The sequence below is a fragment of the Kaistia granuli DSM 23481 genome (genome assembly GCF_000380505.1).
Taxonomy (GTDB): domain Bacteria; phylum Pseudomonadota; class Alphaproteobacteria; order Rhizobiales; family Kaistiaceae; genus Kaistia; species Kaistia granuli.
In genome coordinates, this window is sequence record NZ_AQYH01000010.1 from 304,730 (window position 1) to 323,064 (window position 18,335).

Consider the following 18,335-nt stretch of genomic DNA (forward strand, 5'->3'; position numbering starts at 1 on the left):
CATCAAGCGGTGGGCGTCAGGCACGTGGCGACGAGTTTCCCGAGCGCCTCTTTTACCTTCATTGGTCCGGATGCCACGTCCATGGTGGCTATTGTGAGTGTTCGGCCACTAGACTTCGCAGCAATCGCGTAGTTTTGAAGCTGCGCCGCCGCGCCGAGTTCACCGTGGTGCGGATAGAGGAGCATGGTGCGCGAGCAGTCATAGAGCTGCCCATAGGCCATGAGCTGGTACACGTCAGCCTGGCTGACGCCCTGCTTGGGGTCATCGATCCGTGACGTCATTCGCTTCCACTTGGTGTCGATGATGAGGACCATTTCGTTGCCACTGCGTACGATGATATCGGGCTGCGTGCGAAAGCGACCGGTTTCGCCTTCATAGAGGCAGTCTCGGTGACCTCCCTGCGTGGTGACGCTGAGGTCGGTGCCTGCCAGTGTGCGCCTCAGCAGGCGTGCGATATATGCCTCGAACAGCACATTCATCTCGAACAGCAGCGCGTGCCCATCGATAGCGCCGCCACTGGTCTGCTGGTGGCGGCTTGCCAGCAGAAGTCGGGCAAGGGCGAGCAGTTCCCGCCATCGCTCGTTGGTGCGATCGAGCACGATTGTGTCCCAGGGCAATGCAGCTGGCGTGACCTCGGTGATGTCGGTGTAGGCGAAGGCAAGCTCCCGCAGGGTGCGTTGATTGTCTGCCGCCTGGGCCAAGCGCGACAGTCGCGCGACGGCCGCCTTCATCACCTGATTGAGCGCAATGTCGGGCGATAGCGTGTCGAACCGGCAGGCGAGTTTTTGGGGCGCTGCCGCAAGCACCGAGAACTGACGCGTCAGGTTGAGCCGACCACGCAGGGAAGGGCGGTCTTCCTCATCGGCAACATAGCGCCGCGGCATACCCTGGCGTATCGCATCGGTAAGCTTGCGGCAGAACAGGCGGATCAGAACTTCGAGTACCGTGTCGCGTTGCCAGCCCAGATGCGCCAGTTCGCTGACATCGACGCGAATGTCCTGCGCCACCGCGAGCATGTGTATCAGGCGATGCCGGAGCGTGGGGGCATCCGTGACGCCCGTCTCGTCCAGCCCTTCGATCTTGGGCAGGATCTCAAGCTGACAACCGGGCGCGGCGAGGACTCCGACGACCCCGCGAGCGCGCAGATACTGACGGCCATGGTCGAGCACGCCCGATCCGCTGGCGGCGAAGGTCGATGCCTGTGCCACCGCTGCGAGGCGAGCGGCCGCGGGCTCGGGGATGGTGTTATCGCAATCCCCGTAAGCGAGGCGCCCCCACTCCAGGAGCGTGCGCCGGATCACGCTGAAACCAGTCGTGTGTAGTCGAACCCATCCTCATGGCTGCGCAGCGACCAGCGGAATCGTCCGGCGGACTCGACGGCATTGTCGAGACCTGGCGGCGGCTTCAGGACTGTACGGTTGAGAAAGCCGCCGCGGATCGACCCTTCGTGCGCCTCCGCGTCGCCGACGACCGCGGCGATCTTGCTCCAGTCCTCGTAGAAGTATTCCGCGAGCAGCGGGATGATCTTGTGTCGCATGACGGCATCGACATCGCCTCGTGTCTCGCAATTCATGAAATAGGCGTGGCCGATCTGATGTTCGCGGTCGAACAAATACTCAATTCGCTCGTTGATCGTGGCCAGCAGCTGCGCAAGATCGATGCCGGTGCGCCTTGCGGCATTCTTCAGTGCCGCTGGGTCCGGCATGAGTTCCCGAAACTCGAACCGACGGCGCAGCGCCGTGTCGAGCAAAGCGATCGAGCGGTCCGCCGTGTTCATGGTCCCGACGATGTGGAGATTGGCCGGGACGCCGAATTCGTCCGGGGAATAGGGGAGGCGCACCTTGAGCTGGTTCGGCTGCCCGAGCCGCTTGTCCGGTTCGAGCAGGGTTATCAGTTCGCCGAAGACTTTGGAGATGTTGGCCCGATTGATTTCGTCGATGATGAGAACGAACTGGTCGGGATCGATGGCGGCCTGTGGTTGTTGGCTGTTCATGTAACGCTCGAGAGCGGGCACATTCAGCTCCTCCTTTTCCAGGAGGTAGATCGTCCTCATGCTGAACTTGCGCCTGTAGATCTCGCTGACGGGGACGCCGTCGCGATCAACCCAAAGCCAGCGCACAGCGCGCCGATGAGCATATCCGCCCTCCGGGCGAGGATGGAATTCATAGCCGCCTGTCACTTCGCCAATCGCCCTGAAGAGGCCATTGCCCTTTGTCGCGACCACGATGTCGCCTGGATTGACCCAGTTCCGGAATATGAACGGCATCTGGACGCGTCCCGACTGCGCGTTGAGTTCGCCTTGCCAGTTACCCAGTTTGCGGCAGGCCTCGATCATCGCTTCGCGGCCGGCGTATCTTTCGTCACTCCAGTCGATGTCTTCGAAACCAAGAAGGGTATAGCCGCCGGTAATGGCCTCCTCAAACAGGTAGGCATCCTCGGGATTCGCGGCCTCGCCGATTGACGTCTTGAATACCTGCCGTCCTTCGATCGCGATTGCATTCGGCCCGGCCGATTGCCCCCGGCTTGTCTCGGCGCGGCGGGCGATGCGGCGGAAAATCCCGGGAATGGTTTCCAGCCGGAAGCCCGTGCTGGCGTTGCCGTCTCCGTCCGTGTCGGTCACCGGCTGCTTGCCCTCCACGAAGTCCTCGTAGGACATCGACTGATGAAAGGTGACAAACTCAATGCGCTTGGCGTCGCAAAGCCGCTGGTAGCTGGCCATCAGACTGTCGCGGTCTTCCGGCACGATCTCGCCGCAAAGGCGCACGGCCTCTGCCGCCGTGGCGAAGGTCTTGCCGGTGCCTGGCGGTCCATAGAGGATGAGGTTGGTCGGTCGGGCCATGGTGCTGTCTCCTGGGACGTCGGACACGATGGTCGAATTGACGGGATGGCCATCCACCCGGAATCGAAACACGGTGGCGGGGCTCTGCTCGGCGCCGATCCGCTCTGGGGCTGGAACTTGGGCTAGTTCCTGCATCTTGCGGCCAGTCAGCGCCTGGCAGATGTTCGCCCAGGCCTGATTGAGGTCGAGCGCCTGGTGCACATCGCGAACCAGAACGTCAATCATTTCGAGGCCTTCGTCGCGAGCCGGCTCAATATAGCGCTCGAGTACATATTGCCGGATGCAGTCGGCATCCTTGCTGCTTCTTGGGCTTTCTCCGTCGAGAAAGCGCCCATAGCTTGCCAGCCAGGTGTTCCAATTGGACAGGCGATTGAGTGGGCTTTCCGATACCGGCATCAGGATGCGGTAGTCTTGGCCGCCGTCGCGCGCATTCTGTCGCATCCCCCGCAACCGCTCGCGCAAGTGTTCGAAGCGGTCGAACTCCCAAGCGGCATCAAGGTCAGAACAAGATGAGCCCAATTCAACGAGCTTACGTTCGATTGCTTTGACGGCGGATTTGCGCGATTGGCGGCCCGCTTTAGTCTGCGCGCCACCAGCCTCCAGCCATTCGCTGAATTCCTGTTCTTTCATTCGTGGATCCCCCCGGCAGGCCGATCATAGATCACGCTGCCATGACTTGAGGAGAGTTCGGACAGAAAGTTTCATCGCGCCGTTAGCCCTCGGCTCAGCTCTTGCCGGACTTCTTGCCTTTTCCCTTGGCGTAGACCTCATAGACCTGCTCGGCCATCTGGCGCAGCGAGCGGCCGATATTGGCGTATTCATACTCGTTGAGGTTTGCCAGCGAGGCGCGTCCGGCGGGCTGCTTCGTGCCGAAGCCGCTGCCGGGCAACAGCACGATGCCGGTGTCGCTGGCGATGCGGAACAGCAGCTCGGTCGGCGAGACATTTTTCTTCACCCAGTTGGCGAAGTCGTCGCCATGCAGGCGGCGGGCAATGTCCTCGAGATCCAGCAGCGTATAGTAGTCCACCTGGTTGCCGCCCGATTCCGGCGCCAGGCCAAGTTCGCGATAGAGCGCGGCCTCGCGCCGGCGGATCAGCTTCTTCACCTCCGCCTTGTAGCCGTCGCTTTCGTCCATCAGGGCGAACAGCGAGAACAGCACCATCTGGACCTGCTGCGGCGTCGACAGGCCCGCCGTGTGGTTGAGTGCCACGGTCCGGCTGTCGGCGACCAGACGGTCGAGGAATTTGAGCTCCGAGACCTTCGGGACGAGCGACGAATAGCGCTCGTCCAGCTCGGCCTTGGCGGCCTTAGGCAGGGCGGCGAGCTTGTCGTCGTAGATATTGCCGCGCTGCATCGCGATCACGCCGAGCCGCCAGCCCGTCGCGCCGAAATATTTCGAGAAGGAATAGACCAGCAGCGTATTGGCGGGGCAGGAGGCGAACAGCGATTTGAAGTCGTCGGCAAAGGTGCCGTAGACGTCGTCGGTCAGGATCATCAGGTCCGGCCGCTTCTCGGCGACGATCTTGGCGATCCGCTCCAGGCTGCGGTCGTCCATCTTCACCGAGGGCGGATTGCTCGGATTGATGCAGAAGAAGATCTTAACGTCCTTGTCGAGCAGCTTGTCGATCTCGCTGTCGGGATACTGCCACTCGGCCGCTGGATCGGCGTTGATGTGGATTTGTTTCAGCCGGTAGTTGTTGAGCTCGGGAATTTCGATATAGGGCGTGAAGGCCGGCATGCCGATGGCGACCGTATCGCCCTCGGCGATCAGCTTGTTCTGCTTCAGCGTGTCGAAGATATAGGTCATGGCGGCGGTGCCGCCCTCGACCGCGAACAGGTCGATGTCGCCGGAGCTGAGGAAGCCGCCGACCATTTCCTTGACGATGTAGTGCTTGACGATCTCTTCGCTGATCCGGAGCATCCGCGGCGGCACCGGATAGTTGCAGCCGAGAATGCCTTCGACCACCTCATGCAGGAAGTCCGAGGCGGAGAGGCCGAGCTGGTCGCGGACATAGCTGAGCGCCCGGCCTAGGAACACGACGCCGGGCTGGTCGCGATTCTCCGCGATGTAGCGCTCGAAGCGCCCCTCGATTCCTTCGATCTTCGGCAGGCCGCCGACGCCGTTCTCCATATAGGAGAAGGACAGCTCGGCCTCCGCCACGGCGAACAGGCCGAGCCGGAAGAAGGCCCGGCGCGGCAGCGTCGCCAGGAAATTGGGATTGCCGCGGCCGGCATTCAGGATCAGGCGGTTCTCGTCGCTCGACGCCACTTTGATCAGCGCGTCCTTGAGCTCGAACGGGCTGAGTTTGGCGTACTGGCTATAGTCGTTGCGGGACATGACGTTCTCCTCAGGCGAATGCGACGACCAAAGGGCCGAGCAATGTCAGGAACACGTTGGCAAGCGCGTAGGTGATGGCGAAGGGCGTGGTCGGGATGGAGTTTCCGGCCTTGTCGAGCACCTCGCCGAAGGCGGGATTGGCGCTGCGCGAGCCGGACAGAGCACCGGCGAAGATCGCGGTGTTGTCGTATTTCAGCACGTAGCGGCCGAACAGCATCGTGATGACCAACGGCAGGATGGTGACGACGACGCCGATCAGGAAGATGGAAAGCCCGTGCGACATGACGGTCTGAACCGCCTGCTGGCCGGACTGTAGGCCGACGACGGCGACGAAGCCGGCGAGGCCGAGATCGCGCAGCAAGGTCGAGGCGGCCGTCGGCATGTTGCCGATGGCGAGGTTTCGGCTGCGGTACCAGCCGAACAGCAGGCCGGACAGCAGGGCGCCGCCGCCGCTGCCGAGCGTCAGCGGGATGGAACCGATGCGAACCACGGCCAATCCGACGAGAAGGCCGACGACCAGGCCGAGGCCATGGAAGACGAAGTCCGTCTTGTCGCTCGGCAGGATGACCGTGCCAATCGACTTGGCCGCGCGCTGCAGGTCCTGATCGGTGCCGTAGAGCGTTACGACGTCGCCGGCCTCGATCTTGGTTTCCGGCTGCATCGCCAGCGGCTTGTCGGCGCGCTTGACGCCGACGACATAGATGCCGTGGCGGAGATCCGCCCCGGCGAGGGCCCGGATCTCGGCGATCGTCTTGTCGACGAATTCCGGGCTGTTGATGGTGACGTCGCGCATCGCCACGACGACATCCATGCCTTCGGACGATTGCAGTTCGGTGCCGATCGCCTGAGCGGCCGCGACCACGCCGGCGCGCCGGCCGACCAGCAGAACGATGTCGCCATTGGCGAGGGGAAGATTGGGCTCTACGCCGATCAGCTTGCCGTTGCGCTTGATCCGCTCGAGCGTGAATGGGGCCTCGCCCGGTGCCGTCGCCTCGACTTCGGCGACCGTCTGGCCGGCGGCCCGGCCGACCCGATAGATGCGGCCGACCAGATCGGGTGCGGCGGGGACCTCGCCGGGGCCATAGACGCGAACGCCGGCGAGCATCTCCGCCTCTGCCTTGATCGCGTCGTCGCGGATGCTGCGCCCCATCAGCCAGGGCAGCAGGTTGACGCAGACGAGGATCGCGCCAAACGAACCGAAGATGTAGGTGACGGCATAGCCGACGGCGACGTTGCCCTGCAGGCGCTGCACTTCCTCGGCGGCGAGGCCAAGCTTGCCGATCGCCGAGCTGGCCGTGCCGATGATCGCGGATTGCGTGAGGCCGCCGGCGGCGATGCCGGCCGCGAGGCCCTTGTCGAGGCCGAACATCCGCGCCAGTACCACGACGGTGATCAGCCCGCTGACGGCGAGGACGACCGCCATGGCGATCTCGCGCACCGAGTGACGGCCGAGCGAGCGGAAGAACTGCGGCCCGCTCTCGAAGCCGACCGCGTAGATGAAGAGCGCGAAGAGGACCGACTTGACGCCGTTGTCGATGGTGACGCCGACCTGGCTGATCAGCACGGCGACCAGCAGCGAGCCGGCGACGCCGCCCAGCTGGAATTTGCCGAACTGGATCTTGCCGATGGCATAACCGCCGGCCAGAGATAGAAAGAGCGCAATCTCCGGAGACTGTCGAAAAATCTCGTGAATCCAGTTCATCGCGACCTCCAACGAAGTTGGCCTATAGCTGGATATCAAAACACTCCAATGTCAAATAACAAAGACTCATTCGACAATCGGAGCAAATTTTCTTCTTGAGTTGACGGTAATCAAGACAAAACGGTGGCTATATGTCCTTGGGCATTTTCTAAGTTGTGGTGACGTTTCGGCAGGCCGTCTCGGGTCGAACCCGGATGTGACGCAGGTTCGCCATGCGGGCGGCAATCATGAGGCGGCGGCAGGCTGAATATCGGGAAAGTCCGTCAGCACGATGATCAGGCGGATGCGTGATCAATACAGCGGGGATTTTGGTCCATTTCGCAACCGGCCCTGTTCGTTCCAGTGGTTGTGCGAGCGGGTGCACGTCCTGTTTTTCCACGCAACCGCCAAGATGCGGCCGGCGTGGGCGTCCGAAGCCGCGTCGTGGTATGGATTCCGTCTGGCTACGCAACAGGCGGCGCCGGTCTGATCGTCGTGTATAACGGCGATTAATTTGGGTCATGGGGTTCCAAACGGCGGTTCGACCTCCTATATCACCACTGCGCGACGACGAAAGACGAAGCGCGTGACGCGGGGTGGAGCAGCCCGGTAGCTCGTCAGGCTCATAACCTGAAGGTCATCAGTTCAAATCTGGTCCCCGCAACCAGCATGACGAAAAGCCCTGGATCGCAAGATCCGGGGCTTTTTGTTCGTCCAGGGCCCCCGCCAGCGGCCATCGCTGCCAGGCTGGCGCCTGGAGTTTCCCGTTGATCTTGAATGTGCCGAAACCTCGTCGGCGAACTGGCCGGAGCAGGCGGCGCCCAGCGGCGCGCTGGCCCTCAGCGAGACGTCGAGGCCAGCCTCCAGCGCTTGGCGATCGGCACGCGCGACATTTCGAACGAGGCGCCGGCAATGGACAATAGCTGGCAGCTCTGCGCTCGGTCCGGATGCCGACATCTTGGGCCGGCACCCGGATCTCGCCCTCGATCCGGATGGTCGAGCTGTTCGGTCGCCCGTCCGCCGGGACTAGTCCCGGCGCAGTCGATAGGGCGGCGGCAGCTTGAAGAAGCGGCCCAGTAGGCCCTCCGGGAAAAGCACGACCACGGCGATGAAGGCAACGCCGGTCACCAGCAGCCAGTAATTGCCGATGGTCTCCGAGAGATAGCCTTCCATGTACTTGACGCCGATGGCACCGATGAAGGCCGCCATCAGCACGCCCTTGCCGCCGACCGCCGCCCAGATCAGGATCTCCGTCGACAGCGCCAGGCCGATCACGGCCGGCGAGACGAAGTTGAACTGCGTGGCGAACAGTCCGCCGGCGAGCCCGGCGACACCGCCCGAGAGGGCCAGCGCCACCATTTTCCAAAGCGGTACGAAATAGCCGAGGCTCATGATGCGGCGCTCGTCGCAGCGTATGCCGCGCAGCACCGTGCCATAGGGCGAGCGCTCGACGGCGAGCAGGAACAGGAAGGCAAGCAGCGCGAAGCCCAGCACGAGAAGGTAGCCGGCCAGCGGGTCGGCGCTATCGAGTCCGCCGGGCAGGGGCAGCGGCGGCACGTCGAGGATGCCGTTGAAGCCGCCGATGAAGCGCCAGTTGGTCGTCACCCGCTCGGCGATGACCGCGGCGGCGATGGTGATGATGCCGAAATAGGCGGTGCGCAGTCCCTTGCCGAAGAACAGCGCCGCGCCGACCAGTCCGCCGAACGCGGTACCGGCGGCGATGGCCAGCAGCAGGCCGAGCCAGGGCGAGGCCGGGATGCCCGGCAGCATCCCCTTGGCGGTCAGCGACATGGCGTAGGCGCCGGCGCCGAAGAACAGTGCCTGGCCGAAGCTCACCAGGCCGCCCTGTCCCCAGATGAAGGCGAGGCTGATCGCGGCAATGCCATAGATCAGGAGCTGGCCGAACATGGCGAGCTCCCAATGACCCAGAAGCAGCGGCAGCAGCGCAAGTACGGCCCAGACCGCGAGTGTCGGAAGAAGACGAACCATCATTTGCGGCGAAGCCCCGACAGACCGGTGGGAAGGAAGCGGATGGTGACGATCGCCAGCAGGAACACCACGATCTGCGCCACGACGGGGGTCCACCAGGCGGACACCAGCGTCGTCGAGCCGCCGATGACGACGGAACCCCAGATCGCGCCGACCGGACTTCCGACGCCACCGACCAGGATCGACAGGAAGGCGGGCAGGACGAAGCCCATGCCCATCTGCGGATCGACGCTCATCAGCGGCGCCATCACCGCGCCGGAGAGGCCGGCGAGACCCGCGCCGACGCTGAAGGTGGTCCGATCGAGGCGGCGCATGTTGATGCCGAGGCACTGCGCCATCTGGCGGTTGGCCATGGCCGCACGGGCGGCGAGGCCGATGGAGGTACGGTACAGCACCAGGAACACCGCGAGCGCGACCAGGATGGCGATCAGCATCACCACCAGCCGGTAGGACGAGTAGGAGACGCCGAGAAACTGGACCGGCTCCGTCAGCGGCGCGATCACCTGCTGCGATTGCGCGCCAAACACGATGACAATCGCCTGGCGGATCGCCAGCGACAGGCCCCATGTCGCGAGGATCGTGTCGACGGGCCTGTCATAGATGAAGCGCAGGATCGCGGCGTCGCATAGCAACCCGACGATCGCGACGGCGACGAAGGCCATAGGCACCGCCAGAAAGAACGGCACGCCGACGCCCTGCGCCACCAGCACCGTATAGGCGCCGAGCAGGAAGAATTCGCCATGGGCGAGGTTGATCACCTGCATCAGGCCGAAGATGACCACCAGCCCGATGCAGACCAGCAGCAGGACCGAGATGTAGTTCAGGGCGTCGAGCCCCAGACCGAAGAATGTCGCCATCGCGTCAAAGACCCATGTTCTGCGTGATCAGCTCAGGCTCAGCGATCAATCGAGCAGTGAGGCTCTCGCCCGTAATCAATCCGTTCTCGAGGAAGGCCACCCGTTCGGCGAGGATCTCGACCATCTCGAAATTCTGCTCGATGACGATCACGGTCAGCCCCTCGGTGGCGCTGATCGTGCTCAGCTTCTCGGCGATCTCGTGGACGATGTTGGGCTGGATTCCCTCGGACGGTTCGTCCAGCAGCAGCAGCTTCGGCCGCCCGATCAGCGCGCGCGCAATGGCGAGCTGCTGCATCTGGCCGCCCGACATGGTGCCGGCGCGTTGCGTCTGGCGCTCGCGCAGGATCGGGAACCAGTCGTAGATCTGGTCCAGATATTCGAGCCCCAGCTTGGGCTTGCCGATGACGCCCATGCGCAGGTTTTCGAGAATGGTGAAATCGCCGAAGATCTCGCGACCCTGCGGCACATAGGCGACGCCCATATTGCTGATCCGGTGCGCCGGCATGCCGCCGATCGGCGTGCCCTCCAGCCGGATCTCTCCGGCCGACGGCTTCACCAGCCCCATGATGGTCTTGGCGAGCAGGGTCTTGCCCATGCCGTTGCGACCCATGATCGCCAGCCGCTCGCCGGGAGTGACCTTCAGGTCGATGCCCTTGAGGACGTCGGCGCCGCGTGCATAGCCGGATCGGACACCCTGGATCTCAAGCATGACGATCTCCCAGATAGGCTGCGCGCACCTCCGGATCGGCGCGCACCTCGTCGTAGCTGCCCTCGCGCAGCACCTCGCCGCGCATCATGACGATCAGCGGGCAGGCGAGGCTGCGAACGAAGGTCATGTCATGCTCGATGACGAGAATGGCGGCGCCGGTGGTCTGGTTGATCCGGTGGATCAGGTCGATGGTCGCCTGCGTCTCGGTCGCGGTCATGCCGGCCGTCGGCTCGTCGAGCAGCAGCAGCTTCATGCCGCGCGCAACCAGCATCAGGATTTCCAGGCGCTGCTTGATGCCGTGCGGCAATTGCGAGGCGATCTTGTCGCCATACTCTGCGAGGCCCGCCTCTTCCAGCATGGCGAGGGCGCCGGCGCGATCGCCGCGCCAGCGCAAGGTGTCCCAGACCTTGCCGCCGGTCGCCCGGGCGGCAAGGGAGACTTCCATGTGCTCCATGACAGTCAGGTCGGAGAGCACGCCGGGCACCTGGAATTTGCGCCCGACGCCCATGCGGCTGACACGATGTGCGCTGAGGCCGGAAATCCGGCTCCCTTCCAGCGTCGCCGTGCCGGCATCCGGGGTCAGCACCCCGGTCAACACGTTGAACAGGGTGCTCTTTCCGCAACCGTTCGGCCCGACGATGCACTTGATCCCGGCGGCACCGAGCGAGAAGCTCACCCCTTGCAGGGCATGGATGCCGCCGAAGCTCTTGCGCAATCCGTCAATGTTCAGGAAGTCGACGGTCACAGACGGCCCCATCAGACGCTGCACTGATCCGGAGCAGCGACCTTGCCGATATACTCTTCCATCGCCAGCTTGCCGCCCTGGACGGAGGCAATCAGGATGTTGAGGTCGACATGGCGGTCCGACGGCCGCAGCGTGACCTCGCCATTGCCGGACATCTGAGTCTGGTTGGGCAGCGCGGCCATGATCGCGGCCTTGTCGTCCGTGTCGGCCTTGCGCACGGCGTTCAGGTAGAACTTGGTCAGCCCGTAATGCGCATCGGCATAGTAGGTGACGACCACGTCATCGCCGAACATCTTGCGCTGCTTGGCAACGAATTCCTGCGCCTCGGGGCGGTCGAGCGACTGCATGAACGGCAGCGGCGCGATGATGCCCTCGGCCTCGCTGCCGCTGAAGCCCGGCAGGTAGTTCTCGTTGAAGCCGAGGAACGAGAGACCGACCTTGCCCTTCAGGCCCGAGGCGGCGAACTGCTTGACGAAGGTGACGCCATCGGCGCCCGGCAGGGTCAGGATGACGAAGTCGGTGCCGGATTCCTCGATCTTGCGCAGCGTCGGCGCGAAATCCTTCATGCCGAACGGCGTGTATTCCTCGCCGGCGACGGCGCCGCCGGTCGATTCGATCTTGGCGCGGATCGCCGCGTTCATCTTCTGCGGCCAGGTGTAGTCGGCGCCGAACAGATAGAAGCGCTTGGCGCCCTTGCCAGCCAGGAATGGGATCAGCGGCTCGACGAAATGGGCCGGCACGGCGCTGTAGCAGGCCATCCACGGGCTGCAGACGCCACCCTCATAGTCCGTCGCGTAGAGCAGCGGGGTCTTGCCGCGCTCGATGGTAGACTTGATGGCGTCGCGGTTGGCACTGGTCACCGGGCCGACGATGGCGTTCACGGCATCGCGGCGGATCAGCTGCGTCGCGCGCTCGACGGCGGTGCGCGGATCGGTCTTGTCGTCGGCCTGGACGATCTCGATCTGCCGGCCGAGCACGCCGCCATCGGCATTGAACTCGTCGACGGCCATCTTGACGCCCTGCATGCCCTGCTGGGCAAAGAGCTCCAGGCCACCGGAGAACGGCAGCAGGACGCCGAGCTTGAACGGCTCGGCCTGTGCCCGCGCCAGGCTGGGCATGCCCAGCGGCAAGGTCAGCGCCGCGGCGCCGCCCAGGAAGGAGCGACGGCTCAGGTGGCCGCCCAGAATGAAGTTTTTCTCTCGCGTCATGATCATCCCCCTGTTTCGCTGCGCTTGTCTTCGCAAGACGGCAGCAGATGGAGGGATAATTTCATGTGTACACAAACAGTCAAGCCAGTCCTGATATCTTTCTGTTGGATGCTCACAAATTGCGCAATCTGATTTAAAATGGCGCTCATAAAGCAATGCTCACGGTGGTTCCGAAGGGGTGGGCTCCTGTGTGACTCAACGGAGATTGTTCCTCATCACATGAGTTTGCCTGCCGACGCCGCCAGCAACCTCGGAAGGGGCGCAAGGATCCCTGCCGGGGGATTGGAGCATTGGCTTCGCCCCATCCGCGGTGCCGGACAGTCGTCGCCTCCGCGTCACGACCCCGTCTTGCTCCATGCAAGCGCCTGAGCGGCGGAGGTTGCATCCCGCGGAGCTATATCGATCGGCATATTGATTCAAAGCGCCGGAAATCGTTGTCTTTTTGCATGACGCACGCAAAGCAATCCCTGATCGAACCACTCGTCGAGCAAACGATCGAAGGACCGTCGAACCGGAGCTTTGGCTATACCGTCGGTGGCATCCTTCTCGGATTGGTGCTGCTTCGATGGCTGATATCGGGCCACATGACGCCGTTTTTGATCGGGCTAGGGGCGATCGGAGCGGTGCTGGTTCTATTGGCGCTGGTGGCTCCGGCGACCCTCACGGTTCCCAATCAGCTCTGGGGCAAGCTGGGCCTGCTCCTGTTCAAGATCGTCAATCCGATCGTGATGTTCCTGATCTACGCCACGACCTTCGTGCCGATCGGACTGTTCCTGAGGTGGCGGGGCCACGATCCGCTCGCCGCCTCGTTCGACCGCAACGCGGATACCTATTGGATTTCGCGGTCGACGGGCGATATGGAGCCGTCTTCCATGCGCAATCAGTTCTGACGTCACTCGGGCGAGGCTGGTCCCCGCCCTCGTTGAACCGGGAGATCCAAAATGGAAATGGTGCGTGAACTGTGGTCCTACATGGGCAGCCGCAAGAAGTTCTGGCTGCTTCCGATCTTCGTCATGGTCGGCGTTTTCGGCACCTTGGTTGTCCTGACGCAGGGCACGGCCGTGGCTCCCTTCATCTATACGCTGTTCTGATCGCGGCCCCCGATGCGGATCCTTGGCATATCGGCATTCTACCACGACAGCGCCGCAGCGCTGATTGAGGACGGGCGCATCGTTGCCGCCGCGCAGGAGGAGAGGTTCACCCGCCAGAAGCATGATCCGGCGTTCCCGACCCAGGCCATCAATTATTGCCTGGCCGAGGCGGGATGCCGGATGGCGGACATTGACCACGTCGTCTTCTACGACAAGCCGTTCCTGAAGTTCGAGCGGCTGCTGGAGACCTATCTGGCGACGAGCCCGCGAGGGTTCCGTTCGTTCAAGACGGCGATGCCGGTCTGGATCAAGGAGAAGCTCTTCCAGAAGGGAGTGCTGCGCAAGCAACTGGGCAAGATCGCCGGGACCAGGTCCTGGGACGGCTCGCTGCTGTTTACGGAGCACCATCTGGCCCATGCGGCCAGCGCCTTCTTCCCGTCGCCCTTTACCAGCGCGGCGGTGCTGACCATGGACGGGGTGGGCGAGTGGTGCACGACGTCGCTCGGCCATGGTCGCGGCAACGACATCGAGATCCTGAAGGAAATCCACTTCCCGCATTCGCTCGGCCTGCTGTATTCAGCCTTCACCTACTATACCGGCTTCAAGGTGAATTCCGGCGAGTACAAGTTGATGGGCCTGGCGCCCTATGGCCGGCCGCTCTTCGTCCAGACGATCCTGGATCATCTGATCGACCTCAAGGAGGATGGCTCCTTCCGGCTCGACCAGCGCTATTTCGACTATTGCACCGGCCTGACCATGACGTCCGATGCCTTCCATCGGTTGTTCGGGGGCGGGCCGCGCAAGCCGGAATCGCCGCTGACACAGCGCGAGATGGATCTCGCGGCCTCGATCCAGGTGGTTACGGAGGAGGTGGTGATGAGACTGGCGCGCTATGCGCGGCGCGAGACGGGCGAACGCAATCTCTGCCTTGCCGGTGGCGTCGCGCTGAACTGCGTCGCCAATGGCAAGCTTCTCAAGGAGGGCGTCTTCGACGAGATCTGGATCCAGCCGGCCGCCGGTGATGCAGGCGGCGCGCTCGGGGCCGCGCTGGCGGTCTGGCACGGCTATCTGGACAGTGCCCGCACCGTCAACGGCGGCGACAGCATGTCCGGCGCCTATCTCGGCCCGAAATTCGGCCAGGATGAAATCGAGCAGCGCCTGGCCGCGGCTGGCGCCATCTACAATGTCCTGGACGACGGCGCTCTGATCACCAGCACGGTCGACTCGCTCGCCGAGGAAAAGGCGGTCGGGTGGATGCAGGGCCGGATGGAGTTCGGACCGCGCGCCCTTGGTGGGCGTTCGATATTGGGCGATCCGCGTTCGCCGACCATGCAGAAAACCCTCAATCTCAAGGTGAAGTATCGCGAGAGCTTCCGTCCGTTCGCCCCGTCGGTCCGGCGCGAGGATGTGGCGGACTGGTTCGATATCGACACGGACAGTCCCTACATGCTTCTGGTCGGCGACGTTCTGGACCGCCGGCGGCTGCGGCCGAACCGCGATGACGAGGGGCTGTTCGGCATCGATCGGCTGAATGTGCCGCGCTCGGAGATCCCGGCAGTGACGCATGTCGACTATTCCGCCCGCGTGCAGACCGTGCATCGCGACACCAATCCGCGCTATTGGGAGCTTCTGAGCGCCTTCAAGGAGCGGACGGGTTGCCCGGTGCTGGTCAACACCAGCTTCAACGTTCGCGGCGAGCCGATCGTCTGTACGCCGGAAGATGCGTTCCGCTGCTTCATGGGCACCGAGATCGAGCGGCTCGTGGTGGGCAATTGCATGCTGCGCAAGGAAGATCAGCCCGCCGCGCTCCGGCAGGACTACAAGGACCGATTCGAGCTCGACTGAGCGCGCTTCGGCGCCGGTCGTCAGGGCTATTTCTCGCCCGGCTGCGGGCCCAGCGACCGGACAGCCCGGATGAAGGTGCCGCTGCTGATCCAGCCGTCCTCGACGAGCCGCCCCTCCTTGTCGACCTTGCCAAGCGCCAGTTTCGGTTCCTTGCTGGTATAGGGGGTTGGCTCGAAGACCCAGTCCCAGCCCTCGAAGACAGCCGGCTTCTTGCCTGCCGCGACCTGATCGACGAGGTCGAGTGCGGCCTCAATGCCGAACTCGCCGACCAGGCCGTATCCCTTGTGCAACTCCTTGTCGTCATAGGTGAGTTCGCCTTCCCCCTTCACATAGAGCGGCCGGTTGGTCCCCATCTCGTAGAAGCGCGCCCAGTCGCCGGATGGGCGCCGGCTCTTGCGGAGCCAGTCGGCGGCTTCGACCGCTCCTTCGAGATAGCGCTTCTCGCCCGTTCTGACGTAGAGCTGCAGCAGCGCTTCGATCGCGCCGGCGGTCTCGCGCGAGGCGACGGCCGGCGGCTCGAAAGGCCGTCCCCAGATCGGCTCGAGATCCAGATTGTAGGTCTGCGCCCAGCCGCGCTGTGGCGCCGGCAATTGCGCCGCCAGCAGGAAGTCACCGGTCCGCCGCGCCGCGGCGATAAGATCCTCTCGTTGGAAAAGCTGATCGGCGGCGAGCAGCAGGCGCATGACATCCCGCACGAGCTGGTCATTCAGGACCAGTGCAGAGTTGGGCGGCTTCACCCACTCCTTCGACCAGGTTTCCGGAAGCCGCGCCCGCCACGCGGCGGCGAATCGCCGGTGCGGAAAGACGCGACCGAGAAAGACGGGCCACGCGCCATTGGGATACTGCGCCTTGAGAAGTTGATTGAGACCGAACTGTGTGGCCTGGCCCACGGCAGGATCCTGGCCCTTGGTAACGGCGTCGTACCACATCAGGAAGCCGAGATTGCTCTGCGTGATGTTGTCGTCGAGCGTGCCGTTGTTGCGCTCTTTGTTGCCGTCAATCTTTTCGCAGGCATCGAGGTTCGCGACGGCGACCCGATAACACCATTCTGCGCGGCGCTCGGGCAAGGTTTCGGTGAAATTGTACCAGCCCCCCGAAAGCAGTTGCCCGTTGACGGTTGCCTTCGCTGCCGCGCCGGCAGCCCGGATCCAGCGTGGATCCTTGGTCAATTCGTAGAGGCGGACAAAGGCCGCGCCAACACCCGGTGTGCCGGGAGGCTGGTTCCAGTTGACGCCGTCCTTGGCAGGACCACCTTCGCCACGGCGGACGGCCAGATCGGCCGAATACGCATAGACGAAGCCGCCCGACATCGCCAAATGGCTGGCAAAATAATCTGCCATGCGTTCGACGGCCGCGACCTTGTCGGAAGGGGGTGGGGAAGGATCGGCGTCCGCACGGACGGGAAGCGCGACGGCGCTGGCCAGCCCGATTGTGATGGTCAAAATCACCACTCCCGGTCCATGGCGTGGCGGGATTGATGACGCTCGCACAGAGGATCTCATCCAGACGCTCCCTCGTGTCAACAGCAAGGCGCCCGAGCACGGGACGGCGAAGCAAAGATCCGCGTTCCGGTGCGACGGCCACTATCGGTTCAGTTTGTTGGGTAGAACCTGTCAGCGAAGGCGTGATCCACCGTTGCCAGATTTTGCACGATCAGGTCCGCGGCGACGGAGGCGCCGTCGCGGCTGAAATGGCTATCGGGGGCGTACATGCGCATGGGCGTATGCTCGTCGCGGAACGCCTCATAGAGGTCGATCACCTGGATCCCTTCCGCGGCCGCGGCTTCGAGCACGAGTGTTCGGATCTGGTCGAAGGCCTGATCGGTCGACATCCTGCTCATGAAGCGATCGACCCTCGGCACATAGACGATGGTGAACCTTCCCCCCCAGCTCCGGGTGATGGCTTTCGCCTGACGTAGGGTATCCCGGAATTCAGGAATGGTGCGGGCAATCTTCGGATATACAAGTCCGAGCCGGGTAAGGGTCAGCTGGAGCGCGAAGAAGTTGCGCAGCATCTCGGTTCTGGTGACCAGGTCCATGAAGGTGATCGGTTCCTGGCTCGCCTCTTCCAGCGACGTCCGCGCCAGCTGCAGCGGCTTGCTTGCCTGAGCCTGAGAACCGAAGTCGGCATTCGGCGCCAGCGCCGAGCGCAGCCAGGGCTGCTTCAGCTCGTTCTCGAAATTATCCCAGTCATTGCCTTCGAAGAAGACCATCGCGACGTGGCGAGGCCGGAACATCTGCCCGAAACGGCCGAGTGTCGCGAGTTCCAGCAGGGGGCCGTTGCCGCGGATGCCCATGCTGGCGGCGACCAGCCCCCGGTCCCGCAATCGAGATGCCAGGTCGTCGCCCGGGGGCAGGCAGAAGCCCTCGACGAAGGAGTCACCCAGGAGCATCAGCTCCATGCGGCTGTCGTAGATCTGGTTCGGATTGTTGAAGCCGTATCGGTCGGCCGTGTAGGTCACGGACTTTCCCCCGGGCGTGCACAGGATGACCTTGGCATTCGGGAAGCCGGAAAGCACTGCGTTCGACAGGCTGTCGGTACCGGCAATATTGTTGAGGCGTGCAAGGGTAAAGCCGCGAACCACCTTGCCACTGCGGGCCAATGTCTCGCGGCTCTCGTCGCTCAGCTGGCCGAGCATTGCGAGGCGGACTGGCACAGATTGAAAGGTAAGCAAGGCTTCGAAGGCGAACAGGGCGACCAGGGCTGCGAGGCCGGACAGGCCCGCGATGGCAGCCCATTGCGGCCGCGCCAGCCAGCCGACCAAGAGGAACCCGACCCCGATCAGGCTTGGGATCAGCACATAGCGCAGGAAGTGCGGCGTCTCAGAGCCGAACTCGTTGAAGTTCAGCAATGCATAGCCGGGGCTCAGTAACAGATAGAGCGCAAGAAGCGTGCACGTAACGATGCTGATTTTTCGAGATGTTAACACGGTTACATCCTGCCGGGCTTGAATTCCTCTTGTCAGGTCGGTGGCAGTCTGAAAATCGAGATTTCAACTTGGCGGATCGCGGCATATTCTGCGATTGCTGCGCA

14 protein-coding genes and 1 tRNA gene are annotated in these 18,335 nt (G+C 63.5%); 4 read left to right on the forward strand and 11 right to left on the reverse strand.

What is annotated here, in order from left to right; all coding sequences use genetic code 11:
- Positions 1-2: 2 nt before the first annotated feature.
- From G342_RS0116600 to aspT, 4 genes are all read right to left on the reverse strand, one after another.
- Positions 3-1,301, reverse strand: a complete 1,299-nt coding sequence (locus tag G342_RS0116600; protein WP_018184293.1) for an McrC family protein — start codon at positions 1,299-1,301, stop codon at positions 3-5.
- On the reverse strand, positions 1,298-3,469 hold the full coding sequence (locus tag G342_RS24420; protein ID WP_051094280.1) for an AAA family ATPase: 2,172 nt from the start codon (positions 3,467-3,469) through the stop codon (positions 1,298-1,300). Before G342_RS24420 ends, G342_RS0116600 begins: the two co-directional genes overlap by 4 nt.
- Positions 3,470-3,563: 94 nt before the next feature.
- Positions 3,564-5,177 (reverse strand): bifunctional aspartate transaminase/aspartate 4-decarboxylase, encoded by a 1,614-nt coding sequence (locus G342_RS0116610; protein WP_018184295.1) that lies wholly within the window; start codon positions 5,175-5,177, stop codon positions 3,564-3,566.
- Between the two features lie 10 nt (positions 5,178-5,187).
- On the reverse strand, positions 5,188-6,879 hold the full coding sequence (gene aspT, locus G342_RS0116615) for an aspartate-alanine antiporter (RefSeq protein ID WP_018184296.1): 1,692 nt from the start codon (positions 6,877-6,879) through the stop codon (positions 5,188-5,190).
- 569 nt (positions 6,880-7,448) lie between these two features.
- On the opposite strand from aspT, the gene G342_RS0116620 reads away from it, so the two are divergent.
- Positions 7,449-7,525 (forward strand) — tRNA-Met (locus G342_RS0116620).
- Positions 7,526-7,884: 359 nt separating this feature from the next.
- On the opposite strand, the gene G342_RS24430 is transcribed toward G342_RS0116620, so the two are convergent.
- From G342_RS24430 to G342_RS0116645, 5 genes are read right to left on the reverse strand one after another with little or no spacing between them, the layout of a single operon-like run.
- Positions 7,885-8,850, reverse strand: coding sequence for a branched-chain amino acid ABC transporter permease (locus tag G342_RS24430; RefSeq protein WP_083931255.1), 966 nt, complete (start codon positions 8,848-8,850; stop codon positions 7,885-7,887).
- Positions 8,847-9,704: a branched-chain amino acid ABC transporter permease gene (locus G342_RS0116630; protein WP_018184298.1), complete on the reverse strand. Its 858-nt coding sequence runs from the start codon at positions 9,702-9,704 to the stop codon at positions 8,847-8,849. Before G342_RS0116630 ends, G342_RS24430 begins: the two co-directional genes overlap by 4 nt.
- Before the next feature lie 4 nt (positions 9,705-9,708).
- A complete protein-coding gene (locus G342_RS0116635) occupies positions 9,709-10,413 on the reverse strand; it encodes an ABC transporter ATP-binding protein (RefSeq protein WP_018184299.1) in 705 nt (234 codons plus the stop codon).
- Entirely contained in the window at positions 10,406-11,158 is a 753-nt protein-coding gene (locus G342_RS0116640) for an ABC transporter ATP-binding protein (protein ID WP_026304528.1), read from the reverse strand. The genes G342_RS0116635 and G342_RS0116640 overlap by 8 nt, the downstream gene beginning before the upstream one ends.
- Positions 11,159-11,169: 11 nt before the next feature.
- Positions 11,170-12,366 carry a substrate-binding protein gene (locus tag G342_RS0116645; RefSeq protein WP_156830983.1) on the reverse strand — a complete coding sequence of 399 codons (1,197 nt, stop codon included), beginning with the start codon at positions 12,364-12,366 and terminating at the stop codon, positions 11,170-11,172.
- Between the two features lie 290 nt (positions 12,367-12,656).
- Between G342_RS0116645 and G342_RS0116650 the strand changes: the two genes are divergently transcribed.
- The 3 genes from G342_RS0116650 to G342_RS0116660 are packed head-to-tail and all read left to right on the forward strand — an operon-like array spanning position 12,657 to position 15,302.
- Positions 12,657-13,256, forward strand: a complete 600-nt coding sequence (locus G342_RS0116650; RefSeq protein WP_245557290.1) for a hypothetical protein — start codon at positions 12,657-12,659, stop codon at positions 13,254-13,256.
- Positions 13,257-13,307: 51 nt separating this feature from the next.
- On the forward strand, positions 13,308-13,457 hold the full coding sequence (locus G342_RS26075; protein ID WP_156830984.1) for a DUF5989 family protein: 150 nt from the start codon (positions 13,308-13,310) through the stop codon (positions 13,455-13,457).
- 12 nt (positions 13,458-13,469) lie between these two features.
- Entirely contained in the window at positions 13,470-15,302 is a 1,833-nt protein-coding gene (locus tag G342_RS0116660; RefSeq protein ID WP_018184304.1) for a carbamoyltransferase family protein, read from the forward strand.
- 26 nt (positions 15,303-15,328) lie between these two features.
- Here G342_RS0116660 and G342_RS24435 read toward each other — a convergent pair whose 3' ends face one another.
- Positions 15,329-16,744, reverse strand: a complete 1,416-nt coding sequence (locus G342_RS24435) for a pectate lyase (protein ID WP_018184305.1) — start codon at positions 16,742-16,744, stop codon at positions 15,329-15,331.
- Between the two features lie 149 nt (positions 16,745-16,893).
- Positions 16,894-18,153 (reverse strand): GDSL-type esterase/lipase family protein, encoded by a 1,260-nt coding sequence (locus tag G342_RS0116670; RefSeq protein ID WP_018184306.1) that lies wholly within the window; start codon positions 18,151-18,153, stop codon positions 16,894-16,896.
- Positions 18,154-18,335 lie beyond the last annotated feature (182 nt).

Bases quoted from the DNA above. Each gene is read 5' to 3' on its own strand.
- G342_RS0116660 (WP_018184304.1), top strand. From the start codon at position 13,470: ATGCGGATCCTTGGCATATCGGCATTCTACCACGACAGCGCCGCAGCG.
- G342_RS26075 (WP_156830984.1), top strand. From the start codon at position 13,308: ATGGAAATGGTGCGTGAACTGTGGTCCTACATGGGCAGCCGCAAGAAG.
- G342_RS0116645 (WP_156830983.1), bottom strand. From the start codon at position 12,366: ATGACGCGAGAGAAAAACTTCATTCTGGGCGGCCACCTGAGCCGTCGC.
- G342_RS0116610 (WP_018184295.1), bottom strand. From the start codon at position 5,177: ATGTCCCGCAACGACTATAGCCAGTACGCCAAACTCAGCCCGTTCGAG.
- G342_RS0116630 (WP_018184298.1), bottom strand. From the start codon at position 9,704: ATGGCGACATTCTTCGGTCTGGGGCTCGACGCCCTGAACTACATCTCG.
- G342_RS24430 (WP_083931255.1), bottom strand. From the start codon at position 8,850: ATGATGGTTCGTCTTCTTCCGACACTCGCGGTCTGGGCCGTACTTGCG.
- G342_RS24420 (WP_051094280.1), bottom strand. From the start codon at position 3,469: ATGAAAGAACAGGAATTCAGCGAATGGCTGGAGGCTGGTGGCGCGCAG.
- G342_RS0116635 (WP_018184299.1), bottom strand. From the start codon at position 10,413: ATGCTTGAGATCCAGGGTGTCCGATCCGGCTATGCACGCGGCGCCGAC.
- aspT (WP_018184296.1), bottom strand. From the start codon at position 6,879: ATGAACTGGATTCACGAGATTTTTCGACAGTCTCCGGAGATTGCGCTC.